Below are 21,067 nucleotides of genomic sequence, written 5' to 3'. Positions count from 1 at the left end.
ATTCTCAAACCAAACTTTGAGACCTTAAAAACTTAGCTACTTTACGATTAAATCAAAAGCATCAAAAAAAATTAAGATTTAAACCAGTTCTTCACTAATTCATCTTCAAATGAAGTTGCATTTTTATGAACAAATTCATTAGTATCTTTATTATAAGAATATTCCAAAGCCCAGGTTTTATGGTTTTTAGCTAAATCTATAATACTATCACAAACAAAAGCAATTTCTTCATCTGTTGTAGTAGGGTGAATTGACATTCTAATCCATCCCGGTTTTTTAATTAAATCCCCAATTGTAATTTCATTAACCAGTTTATTAGAAGTTTCTTGGTCTACATGTAATAAATAATGTCCATAAGTTCCGGCACAACTGCATCCGCCGCGAGTCTGAACTCCAAATTTGTCATTCAATAATTTTACACCTAAATTAAAATGTAAATCCTCAATAAAAAATGAAATTACACCCAAACGGTTTTTATGCTGACCAGCTAAAATCTTAATATTTTCAACAGGATCTAACTGACTAAAAACAAAATCAACAATTTCGTGTTCACGCTGTAAAATGTTTTCAATTCCCATTTCTTCCTTCAGCTCAATAGCCAAAGCAGTTTTAATAACCTGAAGAAACCCCGGAGTTCCACCATCTTCACGATCCTCAATATTATCAATATATTTATGTTCGCCCCAAGGATTTGTCCAGCTAACCGTTCCTCCACCAGGACAATCCGGAATCATATTATTATATAATTTCTTATTGAAAATCAAAACTCCCGAAGTTCCCGGACCGCCAAGAAATTTATGCGGAGAAAAGAAAATTGCATCCAGATAAGATTCAGAATCTGCAGGATGCATATCAATTTCGACATAAGGACCTGAACAGGCAAAATCAACAAAGCAAACACCGTTATATTGGTGCATTAATTTTGCTGCATCATGAAAAGGTGTCTTTATACCCGTAACATTTGAGCAGGAAGTAATCGATGCAATTTTTATAGTTCTGTCGCTGTATTTCTGCAATAACAATTCTAAGTTATCCAGACAAAACAGCCCTTTTTCGCAAGACGGAATAATTTCAACATCTGCAATAGTTTCTAACCATGAAGTTTGATTAGAGTGATGTTCCATGTGAGAGATAAAAACAATAGGTTTCTTTTCTGCAGGAACGTTGGTGAAATTTTTAAGGTTTTCAGGAATTTTTAAACCTAAAATACGCTGGAATTTATTAATAACGCCAGTCATACCGGTTCCGTCAGTAATTAAAACATCATCTTCATTTGCATTTGTATGACGCTTAATAATATGTCTGGCATGATGATATGCCTTTGTCATGGCAGTACCTGACACAGTAGTTTCAGTATGCGTATTAGCAACAAACGGTCCAAATTGATTCAATAGTTTTTCCTCAATTGGTCTGTACAGCCTACCGCTGGCAGTCCAATCGGTATAAACAATATTTTTTTTGCCAAAAGGTGACATAAATTCCTGATCTATGCCAACGATATGCTGCCTAAAATCCTGAAAATAAGTTTCTAGACTGATGGTACTATTTTTGGTGTTCATTTGTTGTGCCTGTGTTTAACTGCAAATATATTGCTTTTTTCTAAAATTGAGAATTTATCAATTCTAAACTTCAAACTTTAAGAAAACTTTTAATATCTTTAGTTTAACAGCTATTTTTTAGATAAATTATCACAATATTCTATCAGGTTAATAGGGCATATAAACTTTAAGCTATTTTTACATTTATGAAAAATTTATCAACAGCCACTTTTGGTGGTGGATGTTTTTGGTGTGTAGAAGCTGTAATTCAGCGTTTAAAAGGTGTTGAAACAATAAAATCTGGCTTTTCAGATGGTTTTATAAAGAATCCTGCATACCGCGAAGTATGCACAGGACGAACTGGTCATGCAGAAGTTATTCAGGTTACTTTTGACTCTGACATAATTTCATACCATGATTTACTAACTGTTTTCATGACAAGCCACGATCCAACAACCTTAAATCGTCAGGGTGGTGACAACGGAACACAATATCGCTCAATCGTTTTGTATCATAATGAATTGCAAAAAAAAATCGCAGAACAGGTTTTTGAAGAAGTACAGACGGTTTATACTGATCCAATTGTAACGCAGTTAAAACCTTTTGAAGTCTTTTATGAAGCCGAAGATTATCATCAGGATTATTACAACAACAATCAGGAAGCAAGATATTGCCAGCTTGTAATCGACCCGAAAGTTCAAAAACTTAAAAAAATGTATGCTGATAAATTGATCAGCTAAAAAAATTTAGTCCACAGATTTCATGGATTAAAAGGATTTCTCTTTTTTTGATTGTAATAAAGATAGACACAGATTTAAAAAAATCCGTTTAATTTGTTTAACCTGTGTAATCTGTTGGCCAAATATAAAAACTCAAATGAAAAACTTAAAAATAAATAATCGATTTACTGCCGAATTGCCCGCAGATACAGACTTAACAAATGAAATTCGTCAAGTTAAGAATACGTCATTTTCGTATGTAAATCCAACAAAGCCTTCAAATCCAAAATTGATTCACGCTTCTGAAGAAGTGGCTGAATTAATTGGAATCTCAAAAGATGAAATTCAATCTGAGGAATTTTTGAATGTTTTTTCAGGAAAAGAAATTCTTTCTGAAACACAGCCTTATGCCATGTGTTATGCCGGACACCAATTCGGAAACTGGGCAGGTCAATTGGGCGACGGCCGCGCTATCAATCTAACAGAAGTAGAAAATAACAATCAGTTTTTCACCCTTCAATTAAAAGGCGCCGGAAAAACGCCATATTCAAGAACCGCCGATGGTTTGGCCGTTTTACGTTCGTCTATAAGAGAATATTTATGTGCCGAAGCCATGTACCATTTAGGTGTTCCTACTACCCGATCGCTTTCGTTGATTCTTTCTGGAGATCAGGTTTTGCGTGATGTTTTATACAACGGAAATCCCGCTTATGAAAAAGGTGCGATTGTATGTCGTGTTGCGCCTTCTTTTATTCGTTTTGGGAGTTTTGAAATGTTGACCGCCAGAAATGAGCTTAAAAATTTAAAGCAGTTTGTAGAATATAATATCAAACATTATTTTCCTGAAATTACGGGCGAACCAAAAGAACAATATTTACAGTTCTTTAAAAAAGTCGCTGATACAACACGCGAAATGATTTTGAATTGGCAGCGTGTGGGTTTTGTTCACGGCGTAATGAATACCGATAATATGTCGATTCACGGTATCACGATTGATTACGGGCCTTATGGATGGCTTGAAAACTATGACCCGAATTGGACACCAAATACTACAGACAGTCAAAATAAAAGATACAGATTCGGGAATCAGCCGCAAGTTGCACACTGGAATTTATATCAATTGGCGAATGCAATTTATCCTTTGATTAATGAAACGGAGCAGTTAGAAAAAATCTTAGAATCATTCATGGATGATTTTATTTTAGATTATAAGGAAATGTCTTTAAACAAATTAGGTGTATTTATTTCAGCTTCTGCTCAAATTGATAATGATTTAACAGATAACCTGGAAGCAACATTACAATTGACAGAAACCGATATGACGATCTTTTTTAGAAATTTAAGTTCCGTTAAAAAATCTGATTCTGTTGAAAAAGCGATTGAAAAAATTCAATTCTCATTTTATAAAATCGAAGAAGTTTCCGGAGATATTTTAGATGCCTGGAAAAAATGGTTTACTGCCTATTTGGAAAGATTGAATTCTGAAGAATTATCAGATGATGAACGTTCACAAAAAATGAACTTAATTAATCCTAAATACGTACTTCGTAATTATATGGCACAATTAGCTATTGATGCAGCTGATAAAGAAGATTATTCGCTGATAAACGAATTATATACACTATTACAAAAGCCATACGAAGAACAGCCGGAATACGAAAAATGGTTTGCAAAACGACCAGATTGGGCACGATCTAAAGTAGGATGTTCTATGCTTTCTTGCAGCTCTTAAAAAGTTTATAGCCACGAATTCACGAATATTTTTCCAAAAGCAGAATAGATCAATTCGTAAATTCGTGGCAAAAAAAATTATTTCGAAACAATATAATCCACAATCATATTTGCGTGAATTCTTGAGTTTTCGATAAACCATTTATGTGTCTGCATTCCGCCGCAGACGACGCCTGCCAGGAATAAACCTTCAACATTCGTTTCCATAGTTTCAGGATTATACGTTGGGGTTTTCAATTCATCATTTGAAAGTTCAATTCCGATATTTTCAAGAAAATTTAAATCTGGTTTATAACCTGTTAAAGCCAGAACAAAGTCATTTTCGATTATCACTTTTCCATTTGGAGTCTCAATTTCAACTTCATTATCACGGATTTCAGTAATATTAGATTCAAAATAAGCTTTGATACTTCCTTCAGCAATTCGGTTTTCGATATCGGGTTTTACCCAATATTTTACCCGATTATTGATTTCATTTTTACGAATTACCATAGTTACGTTTGCCCCTTTTCTCCAGCATTCTAAAGCCGCATCAACAGATGAATTATTAGCACCAACAACAATAACATTTCTAAAAGCATATTCGTGGGCTTCTTTATAATAGTGGCGGACTTTAGGCAATTCCTCACCTTGTATGTTCATTTGAATTGGAATATCATAAAAACCGGTTGCAATAACAATGTTTTTAGATTTGTATAAACTTTTATCCGTAGAAATTTCGAAAATAGAATTTCCTGTTTTTTTAATTTCGGTTACTTTTTCAAATAAATTAATATTGAAATTAAAGTAACGATGAATATTTCGGTAATATTCTAAAGCTTCCTGACGCCCCGGTTTAGGTGCTAAACAGTTAAATGGAATATCACCAATTTCAAGTCTTTCGGCAGTTGAGAAAAAAGTCATATACAATGGATAATTGAAAATACTATTTACAATCGCACCTTTTTCTATTATTAAATAATGTAAGTTTTTCTTTTGAGCTTCTATCGCACAAGCCAAGCCTATTGGCCCGCCTCCCACAATAATTAAATCATATTGGTCTGCCATAAATTATTCTTTTCCCCAGTTTTTAAAAGGATTTTTGCTCAAATAAGCATTATAATATCTTTCGTCATTTGTTACTTCCTCTCCCAGCCATTCTGGTTTTTCGAAATTTTCATCTTCAGACTGCAGTTCAATTTCAGCCATTGTTAAGCCTTCATTTTCACCATAAAATTCATCCACTTCGTAAATATGATTTCCGAATTTAATTTCATAACGTGTTTTCTCAATTTTGCCTTTTTCACATAATTTCAAAAGTTCGGCTGCTTCGTCAAGCGGAATTTGATTTTCCCATTCAAAACGAGACATTCCACCCTGATGACCAATACCTTTTATGGTTAAAAACGCTTTTTCACCTTTAATCCTAACACGAACCGTTCTCTCGGCAATTGAACTTAAATAACCTTGTGCAATTTTATTTTTTGCAAATGCCTGTTCTTTAAAATCATCAGATTTCACAAGAAACTTTCTTTCTATCTCGAGCATTTTGAGTCTTAATTTATTTTACTGCAATTTACTCATTTTAATTCAGTCGTAGAATTTCATTTTTAAAAATCCTGATATAAAATTCATTTCAAGTTCTAATTTATTTGGTCTAAAATGAAACCAATTTCATTGATTATTAACATATTACGTGTCTTAATTTTCGCTAATTTTGATAGAACCTTAATTTATCAAATCATGTCTAAAAAAGCACTTTATCTATTAGGGATCGCTCTGGTCATAATTTTAGGTACAATCTTGTATATAAAGTTTTGCTGCAATTGCGATGCGGCCCAGCCAAATGCTGCTGTCAAAAAAACACCTTCGACAGTAATGAAGAATGATAATTTTGTCCCCTTTATCATAAATGGTTCCCGATTTGAATATCAAACCAATGATAATTTTAAATTTCTAAAAAATAACTTTGTCTTAATTCAGCCAATAAGTGATTCAATTTCAATTGGAGTTGAAAAACTTAAAGCTTTTTTAGTTTCAAATCCGAAACAAAAAGTTACCATTACGGGTTATGCTACTTCTGACGAAACTAATACAACAAAGTTTGAAAATCTTGGACTAGCACGAGCAAATGATGTCAAAAATTATTTTGTTTCAAAAGGTTTGGCTTCTTCTCAATTGGATACAAAAGGAGAAATTATCAACAGCTGGAAAACAAATGCAGATACACTTATTGGCCCTGTTGAATACGAATTTGCGACTATTGATATAACTTCTGCTGATACAACTTCTACAGATGAATGGTCTGCACTAAAAGAAAAAATTAATGCCAATCCGTTAATTTTTCATTTTAATACCAATAAATCAAGCTTTGATTTAAATGAAGAAGAACAGCAAAAAGTGGCTGATATTACTAAATACTTAAAAAATGTAAAAAACACTTCTGTCTTAATTGTAGGGCATAGTGATAATGTTGGCAATCGGGATTTAAATATAGATCTGGCGCAAAAAAGAGCAGATTTTTCTAAAAACTATTTAATCAAAAATGGCATTGAAGCTTCCAGAATTGAAACTGAATCAAAAGGTCCGGATGAACCAATTGGCGATAACACAACCGCCGAAGGAAAGGCCAGCAACAGAAGAACCGTAATTACCATCAAATAATCAAAAATATACTTATTATGAATTTACCATGTATCTTAATACCGATTTTAGTGGGTATAATCTGCGGAATTTTAGGTTACTTACTAGGAAAATTGAACTCAAAAGAAGATGATTCTTTAGCCGCATCATTACAAGCTGATCTTGATGCCTGTAAAGCAAATACGAAAAGTTTGAATACAAAAATAGCGTCTCTTGAAGCTGATCTGGCCGCTGCAAATGCCAAAGTTTCTGCATCTGCATCTAAATCATTTGTTTCGGAGGCTCCATCAGCTTTGTTTGATAGTGCGTTGGCAGCAAATGTATTAGGAAAAAAAATAAAACAAGACGATTTGAAAATTGTTGAAGGAATTGGCCCAAAAATAGAAGCTTTGTTTAACGATGCAGGCATTAAAACCTGGCGTGATCTTTCAGAAACTTCGACAGAAAAATTACAGTCAATCCTGGATGCCGGAGGAGAAAATTATGCCATCCACAACCCAAGTACATGGGCGAAACAAGCTTTATTTGCCTATCAGGGCAAATGGCAGGAACTAAAAGAATGGCAGGAAAATTTACTTGGTGGAAAAGAGTAAAATATAGGTTCAAAGGTTCAGAGTTGCAAAGGAGCAAAGGTTTCTTATCTGTTTTTTAAACCTTTGTTCCTCTGAACCTTTGAACTACCTCTATAAAAAATCCCATTTTTCAGAGATATCATACCATAATTTACCTTTTGAAACTTTTAGCGGACAGTTGAAATTATTGGTGTAAAGTGCTCCGGTTCCTAATCCTTGAGGCATTTTTGAATTTTGTAGAAATGTCCATTGTGCGATTGCATTCAATCCAATATTGCTTTCCAGTGCAGATGTAATCCACCAGCCAATATTGTATTTATCTGCTAATGTAATCCATTCCTGGGTTCCTCTAAAACCACCAATGAAACTTGGTTTCAAAATAATATATTGAGGTTTGATTTGCTGCAGTAATTTTTCTTTTTCTTCTAATGTAAATAGGCCTATCAATTCTTCATCTAAAGCAATTGGAAAAGGAGTTATTTTACATAAATCAGCCATTGCCTCAATATTTCCTTTTTTAATAGGCTGTTCAATGCTATGTAATTGAAATTTATTTAATTGATTGAGTTTATCTAAAGCTTCATCTAAAGTAAAAGCTCCATTTGCATCAACCCGAATTTCTATTTCTTCTGCTGAAAAATGACTGCGGATAAATGCTAATAATTCTAATTCTTTTTGAAAATCTATTGCTCCAATTTTAAGCTTAATGCAGCTAAAGCCGTCTTCTAATTTTTCTTCAATCTGATGTTTCATGAAAGCCGGTTCGCCCATCCAAACCAAACCATTAATTTCAATTGATTGGGTATTATTGGTAAAATCAGAAGGAAACAATAAATATGGATTTTCGCTTTTCAGTGATAAAAAAGCCATTTCAATCCCAAATTGAATCGAAGGAAATTCAAGTAATGATTCCCAGAGTGTTTTTTCTCCTAACTCAATATTTTCGCAAGCCCATTTTAGTTTTTCTTCATAATCATTGCGATCATCAGCACTCAAGCCACGAAGTATACCACACTCTCCTATTCCTTTTTTACCATTTTCTTCAAGCATGATAAACCAGGTTTCTTTTTCGGTCATAATACCGCGAGACGTCCCAGACGGACGCTTAAACTCGAGTAAGTATTTTTTATAAGTAGCTTTCAAGATTATATTATTTTTAGCCACAGATTACACAAATTTTAATGATTATTTATAAAATCCGTTTAATCTGTGTAATCTGCTGCCAAATTTTAATTGAATATTTTTAAAACTTTTTCAAAGTCTTTTGAGGGTAAGCCTGCTTTTTCGAAAAGGGCAAAATCGGATTTTGTTTTATCTTTCCAGCTTACGCTGTCTGTAACGTTTTGATCTTGGTATTTTTTATAGATTGCTTTTGCGTCACTGTAATTATTGCTTACTAAATAAACGTGTGCTAAATTTAATTTTACCAATAACTCCGTATTATCTAATTTTTCGCCTTCCTGTAAAAACTTTAATGCTTTTGCATATTGTTTTGTCAGGATATAGCAATAACCAATTGAACTGTAGTCTAATGCTGTTGCTTTTCCGTCGTTAATAATTATATTTAATTTCTGGATTGCTTCGTTGTATTTTTGCTGTTTTATTAAAGTTGCAATCTGATTTCTTAAATCGTTATAAACATTTTTAGAGATATCTGCATCTTTATAACAGGTATTTCCAAAGTCTTTGTAGACTTTTGCTTTTTCTACAGCTAATAATTTTTGAAATTCAGCATAACGATATTCTTTCATAATTTTATCTAGTATGCAGACACAAAAATCATCAGAATTGGCCATTTTTTGAGCCATTGTTGATGTCTTGCATAAACTGATGATCTCATTTTTATTATCCTGATTCCAGCCGCGGTTTAATTTAGTATCAACCCAAGGCACAACTTCTAAAACTATTTTTTGGGTTAAAAACCAATTTTTACTTTCAAAACCAAACCAAATTGTTTTTGTATTTTCTTTTAAACACGAATTTTTGTCTAATGAAATTCTTTTTGCGTCTTTACTAACGGGTTCAGACTGAGAAAAGCAAGCTGAATCTATTTTTCCGTCGCTAACGTATTTTTTAGCATTTTCATTTGAGGTAAACAAAGAATAGGTACATTGATCGTCTCCAGAAATTTTAGACATTAAAAAAACAGCTCCGGCAGATCCCTGACCTATTCCATAAGGATCTGGAATTGCTTTTAGCAAAGAAACCAAACTATTGGCCATTTGCTGATTTTTGTCTAAAAGTGTAATTCTATACACAATTTCAGTTGTTCCTACTGGTAAATCTTCCGTTTTTATTACAATTCTATCGCCTGCAGAAACCAGAATTTCTTTTGTAGTTGCACGTTCTTTGTCCCAATAACCGTCTTTTTGAGCAAAAACGCTGTAGGTTGAAGTTATTAAAAGGATTAAAAATATTCTTTTGAAAGTCATATTTCTTGATGATTGCTATTTAAATTTTATTCTCATTTTTGTCATTCCGAGGAACGAGGAATCTTCGTAAGAAACTAACATAACGATGATTTAGCATGTCGAGTTACTAACGAAGATTCCTCGTTCCTCGGAATGACATAACATAACGAATAATTGAATCTTCTTGTAAAAGAGAATATTTAAACTTTCTTATAGTTCTATAGATTCTCCAATATTTAAAAGCATCAAATCTTTTCCTTTATCAAAGAATTTACGAATTGATTCTTCGTGGTTGATTTCGATGTAACCAAAAGTATCAAAATGATAGCCTAGAATTTTGTCACATTCTACAAAATCAGAAGCGATTATAGCATCTTCAATATCCATCGTGAAATTATTTCCGATTGGAAGAATGGCTAAATCTAATTTTGTACGCAGCGGAATCAATTTCATATCAAATGTAAGTGCTGTGTCTCCGGCAATGTAAATATTTTTGTGTTCACCTTCGATTACAAATCCACCAGGGTTTCCTCCGTAAGTCCCATCAGGAAAAGAACTTGAGTGAATTGCGTTTACATATTTTACTCTTCCAAAATCAAATTTCCAGCTTCCGCCGTGATTCATTGGATGTGCATTAAAACCTTTTTTTGCGTAGTAACTTGTAATTTCAGCATTTGAAACAATTACAGCATTAGTATTTTTTGCAATAGTATCTACATCTAAAACGTGATCACTATGCGCGTGAGTCAGTAAAATATAGTCGGCTTTTAATGTATTTATGTCGATGGCAGCAGCTTGTGGGTTTCCAGAAATAAATGGATCAACAAGAATATGTTTTCCTCCTACTTCGATCCCTAAGGATGCGTGTCCGTAAAATGTAATTTTCATTTTTTAAAGAGTTTTAAAGTTGAACTTAAATTATCTTCCTCCTAAGAAAAGATTAACAATGATGTCTGAAATCAGCGAAATCATACAAACTGTCAATAATATAGAAAGTAAAAATGTGCTTAGCGCCAGTTTTTTTAATTCCGGATCTAAAAGCTTAGGGTTTTGATTTTTATAAACGGTAATTAAATGTTTAGTTAAAGGAATATATGCTAATAAAAACAAATATTGATCGAAATTATAATCGCTTAAAACAGCAAAAACTATAACCAATAACATAGCGGTAATAATCAATGAAAAGTGATAAATTTTAGCTTTTGCACCGCCCATTTGTACTACGATAGTATTTTTTCCGGATTTTCTGTCTGATTCTTCATCACGCATATTGTTAAGGTTCAAAACCCCAACACTTAATAATCCAATAGAAACTGCCGGAAGAATTAAAAGCGGATCAACTTCTTTAGAATATAAAAAGTTAACGCCTAATGTGCTGACAAGTCCAAAGAAAATGAAAACAAATAAATCGCCAAATCCTCTGTATCCATAAGCCGAATTCCCTACTGTATAACGAATTGCCGAAACAATTGCAGCGATTCCAAGTAAAAGAAAAAAGATAGAATAACCAAAATTATCCTGACCAAAAGCAAAATAAATAAGGGTTATTGCTGATAATAGAGTAAGCAATGAAGTGATTATTATTGCCTTTTTCATAGCTTGCGGCGTAATTGCTCCACTCTGAATGGCGCGCTGCGGGCCTACGCGATCTGCATTGTCTGTACCTTTTACCCCGTCTCCATAATCATTTGCAAAGTTAGACAGTACCTGAAGACCAAGTGTTGTTAAAAGTGCGAAACCAAAAATTTTCCAACTAAAAACTTCTGTTGGCGTATTAATCGTTTCTGTTGGGTTTGAAAGTGCATAAATACTTCCAACTATAATTCCGGAAACTGATAAAGGCAATGTGCGCAGTCTGGCTGCTTCAATCCAATGTTTCATTTATTTTTTAGTTTATTTGGTTTAAAGTTTCAGATTTCAAGTTTTTACAGAACGTGTAATATGAAGCTTGAAACCTGAAACAATTTATTAATTTATGGCAGCCATTTATTTTCGCCAAAGTTTGGTTTTCTCTTTTCTAAAAAGGCATTTCTTCCTTCTTTTGCTTCTTCGGTCATGTAGGCTAAACGTGTTGCTTCGCCTGCAAAAACCTGCTGGCCAACCATTCCGTCGTCTGTTAGGTTCATGGCAAATTTTAGCATTTTGATAGAAGTTGGAGATTTTTGAAGGATTTCTTGTGCCCATTCGTATGCAGTAGCTTCTAATTCATCATGTGGAATTACGGCATTTACCATTCCCATTTCAAAAGCTTCCTGAGCTGAATAATTTCTTCCTAAAAAGAAAATTTCACGTGCTTTTTTCTGCCCGACCATTTTAGCTAAATAAGCAGATCCGTAACCACCGTCAAAACTGGTAACATCAGCATCTGTTTGTTTAAAAATGGCGTGCTCTTTACTTGCCAGTGTCATATCGCAAACTACGTGCAAACTATGTCCGCCTCCAACAGCCCAGCCTGGAACAACTGCAATGACTACTTTTGGCATAAAACGAATTAAACGCTGTACTTCTAAAATATTTAAACGATGCTGTCCGTCTTCTCCAACATATCCCTGATGTCCGCGTGCATTTTGATCACCTCCGCTGCAAAACGAATAAACTCCATCTTTAGTTGACGGGCCTTCTGCAGAAAGTAAAACTACTCCTATTGAAGTATCTTCTTGTGCATCATAAAAAGCCTGGTATAATTCTGAAGTTGTTTTAGGTCTGAAAGCATTTCTAACATTTGGTCTGTTAAAAGCAATTCTGGCAACTCCGTTACATTTTTTATAGGTTATATCTTCAAATTCTCTGGCTGTAATCCAATCCATTTCTGTTTGTTTATTTAAAAAATTATAGTGTAAAAATAAACCATTTTTTACATTTTTTCCTATTCAATTTTGTTTAAGTGACAGCTATTTTTTCATTCAATGTTAACAATTGGTATACTTGTATAAAAAATAACACTTTTTAACATTAGTATTAAAAAATAATGAGTAATTTTACAGTCTAGAAATCAACAAGATACAAATTATTTTGTTGACATAAGATTGATTTTCTTTCACTGATTTATTAACCTAAAAAATGATTTTTTTGAGAAAATTTAAAAAATTTGTCGCTCATTTTTTTATGGTTTTAAATAGTAAACCTGTTAGGAATGAGCAAATGATTTACTCGTTTGTCAAAACTTCAAAAAGGAGATAGTAACACCTAAGGTTAAACGCTAGAATTGTTTTGTAATTAGTATAAAATTGATTACGAAAAGAGGAAAAAATGCTAACTAAAACTTTCTATAAGTTATTTTATTAAACCAAATGGATTAGCCGTGAAATTAAATTTTTGCTTTTAAGATAAACGCATTAATTGTTTAAAGACATACCATCACGAAAGAAGTTTCTAAAATTCGTAAAGCTGCTTACTTTCAAGATGAATTCGAATTATTTTATTTCTGTTTTTTTTTAATTACAATTTTTTTTAAAACTAGAATAAAAAGGGAAAGGCTGCTTGTAATGAGCAGCCTTTCCTGTTATAAATAATTTTGAAATTTCAAAAAATAAAAAATTCCAAATTCCAACTATATTCGTAATGCATGGGAATTTGGAATTTAAAATATTAGAATTTTATTCTTTTACCAAATAAATCCCATCTTCTTTAATTTCAATGAGTTTCTCTTTATATAAAGCTCCAACAGCTTTTTTAAAAGTTTTTTTGCTCATTTTTAAAACCGTTTTAATGTCTTCCGGATGCGAATTATCATTTAAGCGCAAAAAGCCACGATTGGCTCTTAATTCATCTAAAATCTTTTCTGCATTTGGCTCAATACTCTGATAACCTTGAATTTGCAAGGCAACATCAATTTTATTATCAGGACGAATGGTTTTAATATAACCGCGCATTCTGTCGCCGGTTCTTATCGAATCGTCATAAACTTCATCTTTATACAAGAGCCCTTTATGCTGTTCGTTAATAATTACATTTATTCCCAACTCTGTAATGTGAGAAACTATCAAATCAACTTCTTCTCCTTTTTCAACTGTAAGCTGATCGTTATTTAAAAATTGGTTCAACTTACTTGAGGCCACCAAACGATTGGTTTTTTCATCTTTATAAAGATAAACAAGGTAGCGTTTTCCTTTTTCCATTGGGCGCGCCTGTTCTTTAAACGGTACCAGAATATCTTTTTCCATTCCCCAATCCATAAAAGCACCAACGTTATTGATGTAGTTTACTCTTAAAAGCGCAAACTCATTAAGTAAAATATAAGGTTCAAGAGTAGTAGCCACTGGGCGCTGTTCATGATCTAAATAAACAAAAACGACAAGCTCTTCGCCTATTTCAAATTCATTTGGAACATATTTATTTGGTAATAAAACATCGTGAATTCCATCTGGATCTTTTTCAGGATTTCCTAAAAAAAGACCAACTTTTGTATCACGTAATATAGTTAGTGTATTGTATTTTCCTATTTCAAGCATTATTATGAGTTTCTAAGCTGTAAGCAGCTAAGTTTCTAAGGTGCAAATGTACGAAGTTTGAAATGGTAAATGAAAAATGTTTTGGATTAAGACATATAAAAAGAAAAAAGCGCCAATTTTGACGCTTTTACTTTTGTTATTTATAAACACTTTCTTTTTTAAAGTGTACTGTTAATAGATAATAAACGACAGCTCTGTATTTGTGCTTGTTTGATTTTCCGTATTTTTCTAAAACAGCATGAATAGCCTCATCTAAAGCCGGAGTATCCGCTAAGCCTAATTTCTTAATCAAAAAATTATTTTTAACAGTTTGTATCTCTGAATCTTGACTTGCCGCTACTGTAGAGGCATCAGCATTATAAATTGAAGGTCCACAGCCAATTGTTACTTTAGTCAATAAATCCATATTTGGAGTCACTCCGCATTTGTCTTTTAAATCTGCTGCATACTTCTGAATTAATTCTTCTCTTTTGCTCATAATAAAATTTAATATTGGTTACTATTATATAGCCAAATCTAAATATTATTATACTTCAAAGCAAATATTTAACACTACTTAACTTACAAAATATTAAACAAGCTCTTTAAAGTATTGTTTTAAAATAACATCGTTTTCCGCAGTTGGTGTAAATACTTCTAATATTCCCGGCGCTCCATTGTTATTGTACAATTTTTCTAAATTCTCATTTAGTTCTGTCAAATCATTGGCTTTAAAATAATTGCAATTATACATTTTCGCCAAATGTTCTGCCGTTAATTGGTGTGAGGTTTCAAAATAAGTATTAAAAACAGGTTTTTCTTCATGGCCAGGTAAAATCCTAAAGATTCCTCCTCCTCCATTATTGATTATAATAATTTTGAAGTTTTTAGGAATATAGGAGTTCCATAAAGCATTACTGTCATATAAAAAGCTGATATCCCCTGTAATAAAAACAGTTTGTTTTCCGCTTCCAACGGCTGATCCAACTGCGGTTGAAGTGCTTCCGTCAATACCGCTTGTTCCTCTGTTGCAAAATACTTCAATTGATGGATCAATCTCGATTAATTGTGCATAACGAATTGCTGAACTATTACTAATTTGTAAGTGACTGTTTTTAGGAAGCGATTCGATTACTTTTTCAAAAACTTTAAAATCTGAAAATGGAATTTTCTTTAAATATTCTTCTTTCCTTTTATTTCTTAGGCTGTAGATTTTATCTATCTTTTTAAAATAATTACTTGCTGTAAATTCTGTTTTTGGAAGCAGATCTTTAAAAAAATCATTTGGTTCCATCACAAAATGTTTACTTAAAGTATTAAATGTATTATAAGCACGTAAAGTATCTATATGCCAGTGATGTGCAGGTTTATATTTTCGTAAAAAAGCTTTAATTCGTTTCGATACAATCATACCTCCAAAAGTGATTAAAACTTGAGCTTCAAGTTCTTTAAAATCTGAATCGTCAAATGGTGTAATTAAAGTATCTATACTATTTATAAAGCTCGGATGATGCAAGTTTGAAGTAGTTTCTGTAAGTACAACAATCGATGGATCATTCCCTAAATTTTCTAAAATTTCCTGATCTATAGAATTAGATTCGTTTATTCCTCCAATAAGAATTAATTTTCTTTTGGCCGAATTCCAAATAGAAACAATTTCTTCGCTGTTATCAATAATTTTGGTTGGAATTTCTTCTTCCGGAGTTGTTATTTTTGGCTCAACAGAAAGTTCTGAAACCGTTTCGTATAATGGTTCTTCAAATGGTGCATTAATATGGACCGGGCCTTTTTGAAGAATTGCTGTTTCTATGGCTTTATTGATTTTTAAATCATTTTCTACCGAAGCGTCTTCGGTTAAATTGGCATTAAAAACGGAATGATTTAAGTATACATTTTCCTGACGAATGGTTTGCCCGTCGCCTATATCGATTTTACTCTGCGGACGATCTGCAGAAATTACAATTAGCGGAATCTGACTGTAAAAGGCTTCGGCTACAGCCGGGTAATAATTCAATAATGCCGATCCTGACGTACAAACAACTGCTGTTGGTTTTTTAGTCTGCATCGCGATTCCTAAAGCAAAGAATGCGGCACAGCGCTCATCGGCAATACTGTAACATTTAAAATTTGGATTTTGTGCGAAACCAATCGTCAAAGGTGCATTTCGCGAACCTGGAGAAATTATAATATTATGAATTCCTTTTGCTGAACAAATCTCTATAATGCTTTGTGCAAGCGCTATTTTGGGGTAAATCATTCTAAATGGTGTATAATTTTTTAAAGAAAATAGATTGTTTAAAATTTTCTTTTACGAATACAAAGTTACAAACTTCGCGCTTGATTTAACTTATATATTAGGAAGATATTAAGACTGATTTTATAAAAAGAGAATATATTTGTAAAACAGAATTTCTTTATTAAAATTAACCCTTTATGCGTTTTTTATATTTACTTTTTCTTTTCGTTTCGCTGCAAACCGTAAAATCTCAAAATCAATTTGCTGTTGACGGAATAACGTACAAAACGGCTTTAGAAAATGCTAAAACACAAGGCAAACCAGTTTTTGTAATGTTGTATGCAGATTGGTGTCCGCATTGTAACCAAATGAAAAAAGAAGTTTTCAGTGATCAAAATGTGATGGACTTTTTGAATAAAAATTATATATGTGTTTGGAAAAACATTGAAAAGGAAGAAGGAACCTCACTCAAAAATAAATTTAAAACTACTTCACTTCCGTCATTTTTGTTTGTAGATGCTCATGAAACTCTTTTATATGCTTTAAAAGGCGAAATGAAAAAAGAAGAATTTTTGGCAGAAGCTAATTATGCTTTAAATCCTAAATTACAGTTGCCTTATTTAGAAAAAGATTTTTTGGCAGATCCAAGTAATGCTACAAAGTTCTTTACTTATTTGAATACGCTGAAAAAAGGAAAAGACAGAACCCAATTATCGATTCCAACACATATTTACCTTCAAACACAATCAGATTCTCAATTGGTTAGTGAAATCAATTGGCGTGTAATTGCAAATGGTGTTACTGATATTAATTCCAGAGAATTTCAATATGTTTTAAAACATCAAAAAGAATTTGCCGCTGTGGCTTCGCAAAATCGCGTAGACCGTAAAGTTGAAAGTATTGTAAACGAATTACTTCGCCCGCTTGTTGACAATCTCGATACTATAAATTATTACAAACAAAGAGAAGTTGCAAAATCAATTCGATTGCAAAAAACGGACTCTCTTGTTTTTAAATTCGATTTAACGCTGGCTGAACGTACTGAAAAGTGGAATTTCTACAAAAAAGTAACTTTGGAAGACACTGAGAAATTAGTTTGGAATGACGCTAGTTTCTTAAAAGATATCGGGCAGACGTATTTAAAACATATTAATGATACCGAAAGTTTGAAAAAATCAATTATATGGGTAAAACATTCTTTAGAACTAACTGATTCTTATGATGGAAATTTACTCGTCGCCCGGCTTTATAATAAAATAAAAGACAAAAAACAGGCATTGAAATACGCTAAAGATGCCAAAGCAATTGGTAAGGAAATGGGCTGGAACACGAAAGATATTGATACTTTACTAACTGAATTAAATTCTAAATAAACTTAAAATAATAAACACAAATTTCACGAATTAACACGGATTTCTTTGTGACGTGAAATTTTAAAAGATTAAAACCATGAGCCTTATTCTTAGACCTGCAACCACAAACGATTTAGAAAAAATACTTGAAATTGTAAATCATTCTATCCTGCATACAACGGCAAATTATAGTTATGATGTCCAAACTCTTGAAATACAAACAAAATGGTTTGAGGATAAAAAAGCTAAAAACCTTCCTATTGTAGTAGCAGATTTAGAGGGAGAAGTTGTTGGCTTTGGAAGTTATGGTCAGTTTCGTGAAAAAATTGGGTATCAATATACCGTTGAGCATTCTGTTTATGTGGTTGATAATGTTATTGGAAAGGGAATTGGATCTAAATTATTAACAGAATTAATTCGTTTGGCCAAAGAGCAAGGTTTTCATGTTATGATTGGCGCTATCGATGCTGACAATGCCGGAAGTATAGCTTTTCATGAAAAATTTGGATTTGTGGTGTCAGGAACAATCCGCGAAGTTGGATATAAATTTGATCATTGGCTGGATTTGGTTTTTATGCAGTTAATATTGAAGTAATTGGTACACGAATTTTACGGATTTTCTATTGCGAAGACACGGATTAGCACGTTTTTTCTATTTCGAGATAAAACCTCTGTCCCTTTGCAATTTGTCACTTTGAACCTCAAAAAAAATCCACAAATTTGAATTTATCAAATTTGTGGATTTTTTGTCTAGAAAGTTCTAAATTAACTCTTGATCCAATTAATAACTTCTGGATCTGTAACTAAAGTTTTTGGTTTAATTACTTTTACCAATTCTCCTCTTTCGTTGATTAAGTATTTTTGAAAATTCCATTCTACTTCAGAATCCTGTAATCCATTTTTAGATTTTTGAGTTAAGAATTTATAAACCTCACACATATCGTCACCTTTTACAGAAACTTTATCCATCATTGGGAAAGTTACACCATAATTTTGCTGGCAGAAAGTTTCAATTTCTTTGTTTGTTCCAGGTTCCTGAGATGCAAAATTGTTTGCCGGGAAACCAACAATTACAAACTCTTTGTCTTTGTATTGTTTATAAACAGCTTCAAGATCTTTGTATTGAGGAGTTAATCCGCATTTTGATGCTGTGTTTACGATTAGTACCTTTTTGCCTTTTAAAGAAGCAAAATCAAAAGTATTACCTGATAAATCTTCAACTTTAAACTGATAAATGTTTTCTTTTGCCATAGCTTTATCTGATTTAGATAATTTATTTGTGCTTGTTTGAGCCTGAGTTTGTGCGCTTATAAAAAATAAGGTACTGTATGCTATAAATAGTATTTTTTTCATTTTATATTTTTTTATAAAATTAATTAAAATCTGTATTGCTGAATATTTTTTACCGCTTTTATTTTTATTAATTATAAGTTAAATAAAAAATGAAGCCCGGCGTTAATCAGACGCCGGGCTTCCCCCCATACAAACAAATCAAACCATGAATTAATTATTTGTCTCTTTTATATTTTTAAAATTATAGTTGATGCCCCGGTTAGAATGAAAATCTTTTAATCTTAATCGCACTAATTCAATTATCTATGGCGTTTATAGTGGAAAATTTCAGTTCGTTTAGCATGCATGATTACTATTATTGTTTTGATTTTCAGTTGGAAGTCCGAGGACATCAACTATTCAATATTTTTATTAAGTTCATTTTGAACGATTTCATTTTTAAAATCTTTATTGCTAAAATTTATCAGCGACAAAACAGTTGTTAAACCCACAATCAATATTTTAAATTTTTCTATCCTTCTCATAATTTTTTACTCTTAAAAACTCAATCTTATTAATTGCTAAATCTTTCTCTCTTCATTTTTTCATCTATAATGTTATATACGTAAAGGGTTTACTTTTGGATTTAAAAAAGTAAAAAAAATTGCACTTTTTTTCTAAATATTTTCGAAAAGCCCTATTTTCCTAAGGTTTGGACTACTAAAAAAAAATATTATTTTTCACAAAAAAATGAACTATCTTTATCTCAGGTATAAAAATAATGTTCAATAAATTTTTGTTTAAGCTTTAAATCCAAATCTATGAGTCAAGAAGAATTGTTAGTTTTAATTTACAAAAAAGACGAAAGAGCTTTTACCCATTTGTACGATATGTACTCTAAAAGTTTATTTTCAGTCATTAATGTTTTAATCAAAAATCGTGAAGAAGCCGAAGATGTTTTGCAGGAAGTTTTTGTAAAAATCTGGAAAAATATCGATTCTTATAACGAAAGTAAAGGCCGATTTTACACCTGGATCCTTAATATAGCCAGGAATACTTCGATTGACAAGCTGAGATCTAAAAATTTTAATAACAGCCAAAAAAACCTTTCCTCGGATAATTTCGTAAATCTGTTAGATGACAGTAATAAATTAATTAATAGAATTGATACAATTGGAATTCAGGAATTCGTAAAAAAACTGAAACCAAAATGTATAGAAATTATTGATTTATTATTCTTTAAAGGATATACCCAGCAAGAAGCTTCAGAAGAATTGGCACTGCCACTGGGAACTATCAAAACACAAAACAGAAACTGTATTAACGATTTAAGAAATTATTTAAAAATATAATGGAAGCACAAGAATATATTGAATCAGGAATTCTAGAACTTTATGTTTACGGTTTATTGACTGAAAAGGAGAATCTGGAAATAGCCGAACTGGCAAAGAACAACAAAGACGTAGACGACGAAATAATTGCGATTGAGAGAGCTATTGTGGCTCTGTCATCAAGCTTCGCTCCTTTCCACTCTGTTGAAAATTTCGAAAAAATTAAAGCTCGTTTAGAACTTAAACATGGTAAAGTTGTCGAATTAAAACCTGCATCAAACTGGACACAATATGTGGGCTGGGCAGCGGCAGTTTTATTATTGTTAGGTTTTGGATACCAAACTTTAGAATTAACTAAATCAAAAGAAGCAATCTCTAAAGTTGGAAATGAGAAAAATAAAATAGAAAGAAATTATGCTTTTTTAGATCAACAAAATAAACAAACCGAGAAAAACTTAACTATTGTTAGAGATATTAAAAATACTGGTGTAACGCTTGGCGGTCAGGCTGTTTCTCCAACATCTTTTGCAAAAGTGTACTGGAACCAGCAGACAAAAACAACTTATATTGATGCTGCAGGTTTACCAACACCGCCAAAAGGAATGGTTTATCAGGTTTGGTCTTTAAAATTAAGTCCGGTATTAACGCCAACAAGTATTGGTTTACTGGATAATTTTGAAGGAAATGCGCAAAAAATATTTGCTGTAAGCCAGACAGATTCGGCAGAAGCATTTGGAATTACTTTAGAGCCGGCCGGCGGAAGCCTAACGCCTACAATGGAACAATTATATACTTTAGGAAAAGTTTAAAACCTAAAATATTTATAAATTTAAAGCACATATTAATTACTTTT

At 32.3% G+C, this 21,067-nt stretch carries 20 protein-coding genes; 8 read left to right on the top strand and 12 right to left on the bottom strand.

Annotated elements, in window-relative coordinates:
- Positions 1-71: 71 nt before the first annotated feature.
- On the bottom strand, positions 72-1,559 hold the full coding sequence (locus tag ASD98_RS22565; RefSeq protein WP_056209215.1) for an aminotransferase class V-fold PLP-dependent enzyme: 1,488 nt from the start codon (positions 1,557-1,559) through the stop codon (positions 72-74).
- Positions 1,560-1,744: 185 nt separating this feature from the next.
- Here ASD98_RS22565 and msrA point away from each other — a divergent pair, with 185 nt between their 5' ends.
- Both msrA and ASD98_RS22555 read left to right on the top strand, forming a co-directional pair.
- Positions 1,745-2,278, top strand: a complete 534-nt coding sequence (gene msrA, locus ASD98_RS22560) for a peptide-methionine (S)-S-oxide reductase MsrA (RefSeq protein ID WP_056209210.1) — start codon at positions 1,745-1,747, stop codon at positions 2,276-2,278.
- A gap of 136 nt (positions 2,279-2,414) precedes the next feature.
- Positions 2,415-3,989 (top strand): YdiU family protein, encoded by a 1,575-nt coding sequence (locus ASD98_RS22555; RefSeq protein ID WP_056209205.1) that lies wholly within the window; start codon positions 2,415-2,417, stop codon positions 3,987-3,989.
- 77 nt (positions 3,990-4,066) lie between these two features.
- Here the strand turns inward: ASD98_RS22555 and ASD98_RS22550 are convergent, their stop codons facing one another.
- Together ASD98_RS22550 and ASD98_RS22545 are read right to left on the bottom strand one after the other, a co-directional pair.
- A complete protein-coding gene (locus ASD98_RS22550; protein WP_056209203.1) occupies positions 4,067-5,035 on the bottom strand; it encodes a YpdA family putative bacillithiol disulfide reductase in 969 nt (322 codons plus the stop codon).
- Between the two features lie 3 nt (positions 5,036-5,038).
- A complete protein-coding gene (locus ASD98_RS22545) occupies positions 5,039-5,515 on the bottom strand; it encodes a CYTH domain-containing protein (protein ID WP_056209198.1) in 477 nt (158 codons plus the stop codon).
- 195 nt (positions 5,516-5,710) lie between these two features.
- Between ASD98_RS22545 and ASD98_RS22540 the strand changes: the two genes are divergently transcribed.
- Complete coding sequence (locus ASD98_RS22540; RefSeq protein WP_056209195.1) at positions 5,711-6,631, top strand: OmpA family protein; 921 nt, start codon at positions 5,711-5,713, stop codon at positions 6,629-6,631.
- A 17-nt stretch (positions 6,632-6,648) separates the two neighbouring features.
- Positions 6,649-7,203, top strand: a complete 555-nt coding sequence (locus ASD98_RS22535) for a hypothetical protein (RefSeq protein WP_056209192.1) — start codon at positions 6,649-6,651, stop codon at positions 7,201-7,203.
- Positions 7,204-7,293: 90 nt separating this feature from the next.
- Here the strand turns inward: ASD98_RS22535 and ASD98_RS22530 are convergent, their stop codons facing one another.
- The 8 genes from ASD98_RS22530 to menD all read right to left on the bottom strand — a co-directional run bounded on the left by ASD98_RS22530 (position 7,294) and on the right by menD (position 16,280).
- The gene (locus tag ASD98_RS22530; protein ID WP_056209190.1) at positions 7,294-8,325 is read right to left on the bottom strand and encodes an o-succinylbenzoate synthase; all 1,032 of its coding nucleotides are present in this window, start codon (positions 8,323-8,325) and stop codon (positions 7,294-7,296) included.
- An 86-nt stretch (positions 8,326-8,411) separates the two neighbouring features.
- Positions 8,412-9,614 carry a M48 family metallopeptidase gene (locus ASD98_RS22525; protein WP_056209187.1) on the bottom strand — a complete coding sequence of 401 codons (1,203 nt, stop codon included), beginning with the start codon at positions 9,612-9,614 and terminating at the stop codon, positions 8,412-8,414.
- A 189-nt stretch (positions 9,615-9,803) separates the two neighbouring features.
- Positions 9,804-10,481, bottom strand: coding sequence for a metal-dependent hydrolase (locus tag ASD98_RS22520; protein WP_056209182.1), 678 nt, complete (start codon positions 10,479-10,481; stop codon positions 9,804-9,806).
- A gap of 30 nt (positions 10,482-10,511) precedes the next feature.
- Positions 10,512-11,474 (bottom strand): 1,4-dihydroxy-2-naphthoate octaprenyltransferase, encoded by a 963-nt coding sequence (menA, locus tag ASD98_RS22515; RefSeq protein WP_056209179.1) that lies wholly within the window; start codon positions 11,472-11,474, stop codon positions 10,512-10,514.
- Positions 11,475-11,566: 92 nt separating this feature from the next.
- The gene (locus ASD98_RS22510) at positions 11,567-12,400 is read right to left on the bottom strand and encodes a 1,4-dihydroxy-2-naphthoyl-CoA synthase (protein WP_053473251.1); all 834 of its coding nucleotides are present in this window, start codon (positions 12,398-12,400) and stop codon (positions 11,567-11,569) included.
- Positions 12,401-13,189: 789 nt separating this feature from the next.
- Positions 13,190-14,044 carry a S1 RNA-binding domain-containing protein gene (locus ASD98_RS22505; RefSeq protein WP_056209177.1) on the bottom strand — a complete coding sequence of 285 codons (855 nt, stop codon included), beginning with the start codon at positions 14,042-14,044 and terminating at the stop codon, positions 13,190-13,192.
- A gap of 136 nt (positions 14,045-14,180) precedes the next feature.
- Positions 14,181-14,522 carry a DUF2853 family protein gene (locus ASD98_RS22500; RefSeq protein ID WP_056209174.1) on the bottom strand — a complete coding sequence of 114 codons (342 nt, stop codon included), beginning with the start codon at positions 14,520-14,522 and terminating at the stop codon, positions 14,181-14,183.
- Between the two features lie 93 nt (positions 14,523-14,615).
- Positions 14,616-16,280 (bottom strand): 2-succinyl-5-enolpyruvyl-6-hydroxy-3-cyclohexene-1-carboxylic-acid synthase, encoded by a 1,665-nt coding sequence (menD, locus tag ASD98_RS22495; RefSeq protein WP_056209172.1) that lies wholly within the window; start codon positions 16,278-16,280, stop codon positions 14,616-14,618.
- A 176-nt stretch (positions 16,281-16,456) separates the two neighbouring features.
- Between menD and ASD98_RS22490 the strand changes: the two genes are divergently transcribed.
- Positions 16,457-17,632 (top strand): thioredoxin family protein, encoded by a 1,176-nt coding sequence (locus tag ASD98_RS22490; protein WP_056209169.1) that lies wholly within the window; start codon positions 16,457-16,459, stop codon positions 17,630-17,632.
- 76 nt (positions 17,633-17,708) lie between these two features.
- Positions 17,709-18,206, top strand: a complete 498-nt coding sequence (locus ASD98_RS22485; protein WP_056209166.1) for a GNAT family N-acetyltransferase — start codon at positions 17,709-17,711, stop codon at positions 18,204-18,206.
- Positions 18,207-18,376: 170 nt separating this feature from the next.
- On the opposite strand, the gene ASD98_RS22480 is transcribed toward ASD98_RS22485, so the two are convergent.
- Positions 18,377-18,964 (bottom strand): glutathione peroxidase, encoded by a 588-nt coding sequence (locus tag ASD98_RS22480; protein ID WP_056209162.1) that lies wholly within the window; start codon positions 18,962-18,964, stop codon positions 18,377-18,379.
- Positions 18,965-19,704: 740 nt separating this feature from the next.
- Here ASD98_RS22480 and ASD98_RS22475 point away from each other — a divergent pair.
- Positions 19,705-20,235: an RNA polymerase sigma factor gene (locus ASD98_RS22475; RefSeq protein ID WP_053473258.1), complete on the top strand. Its 531-nt coding sequence runs from the start codon at positions 19,705-19,707 to the stop codon at positions 20,233-20,235.
- Positions 20,235-21,023, top strand: coding sequence for an anti-sigma factor domain-containing protein (locus ASD98_RS22470; RefSeq protein WP_056209159.1), 789 nt, complete (start codon positions 20,235-20,237; stop codon positions 21,021-21,023). Before ASD98_RS22475 ends, ASD98_RS22470 begins: the two co-directional genes overlap by 1 nt.
- Positions 21,024-21,067 lie beyond the last annotated feature (44 nt).

It is taken from the genome of Flavobacterium sp. Root186 (assembly GCF_001428525.1).
In the GTDB taxonomy this organism is placed as follows: Bacteria; Bacteroidota; Bacteroidia; order Flavobacteriales; family Flavobacteriaceae; genus Flavobacterium.
Note: the sequence above shows the minus strand (reverse complement) of the source record. Positions and strands in the feature narration are given on the sequence as shown.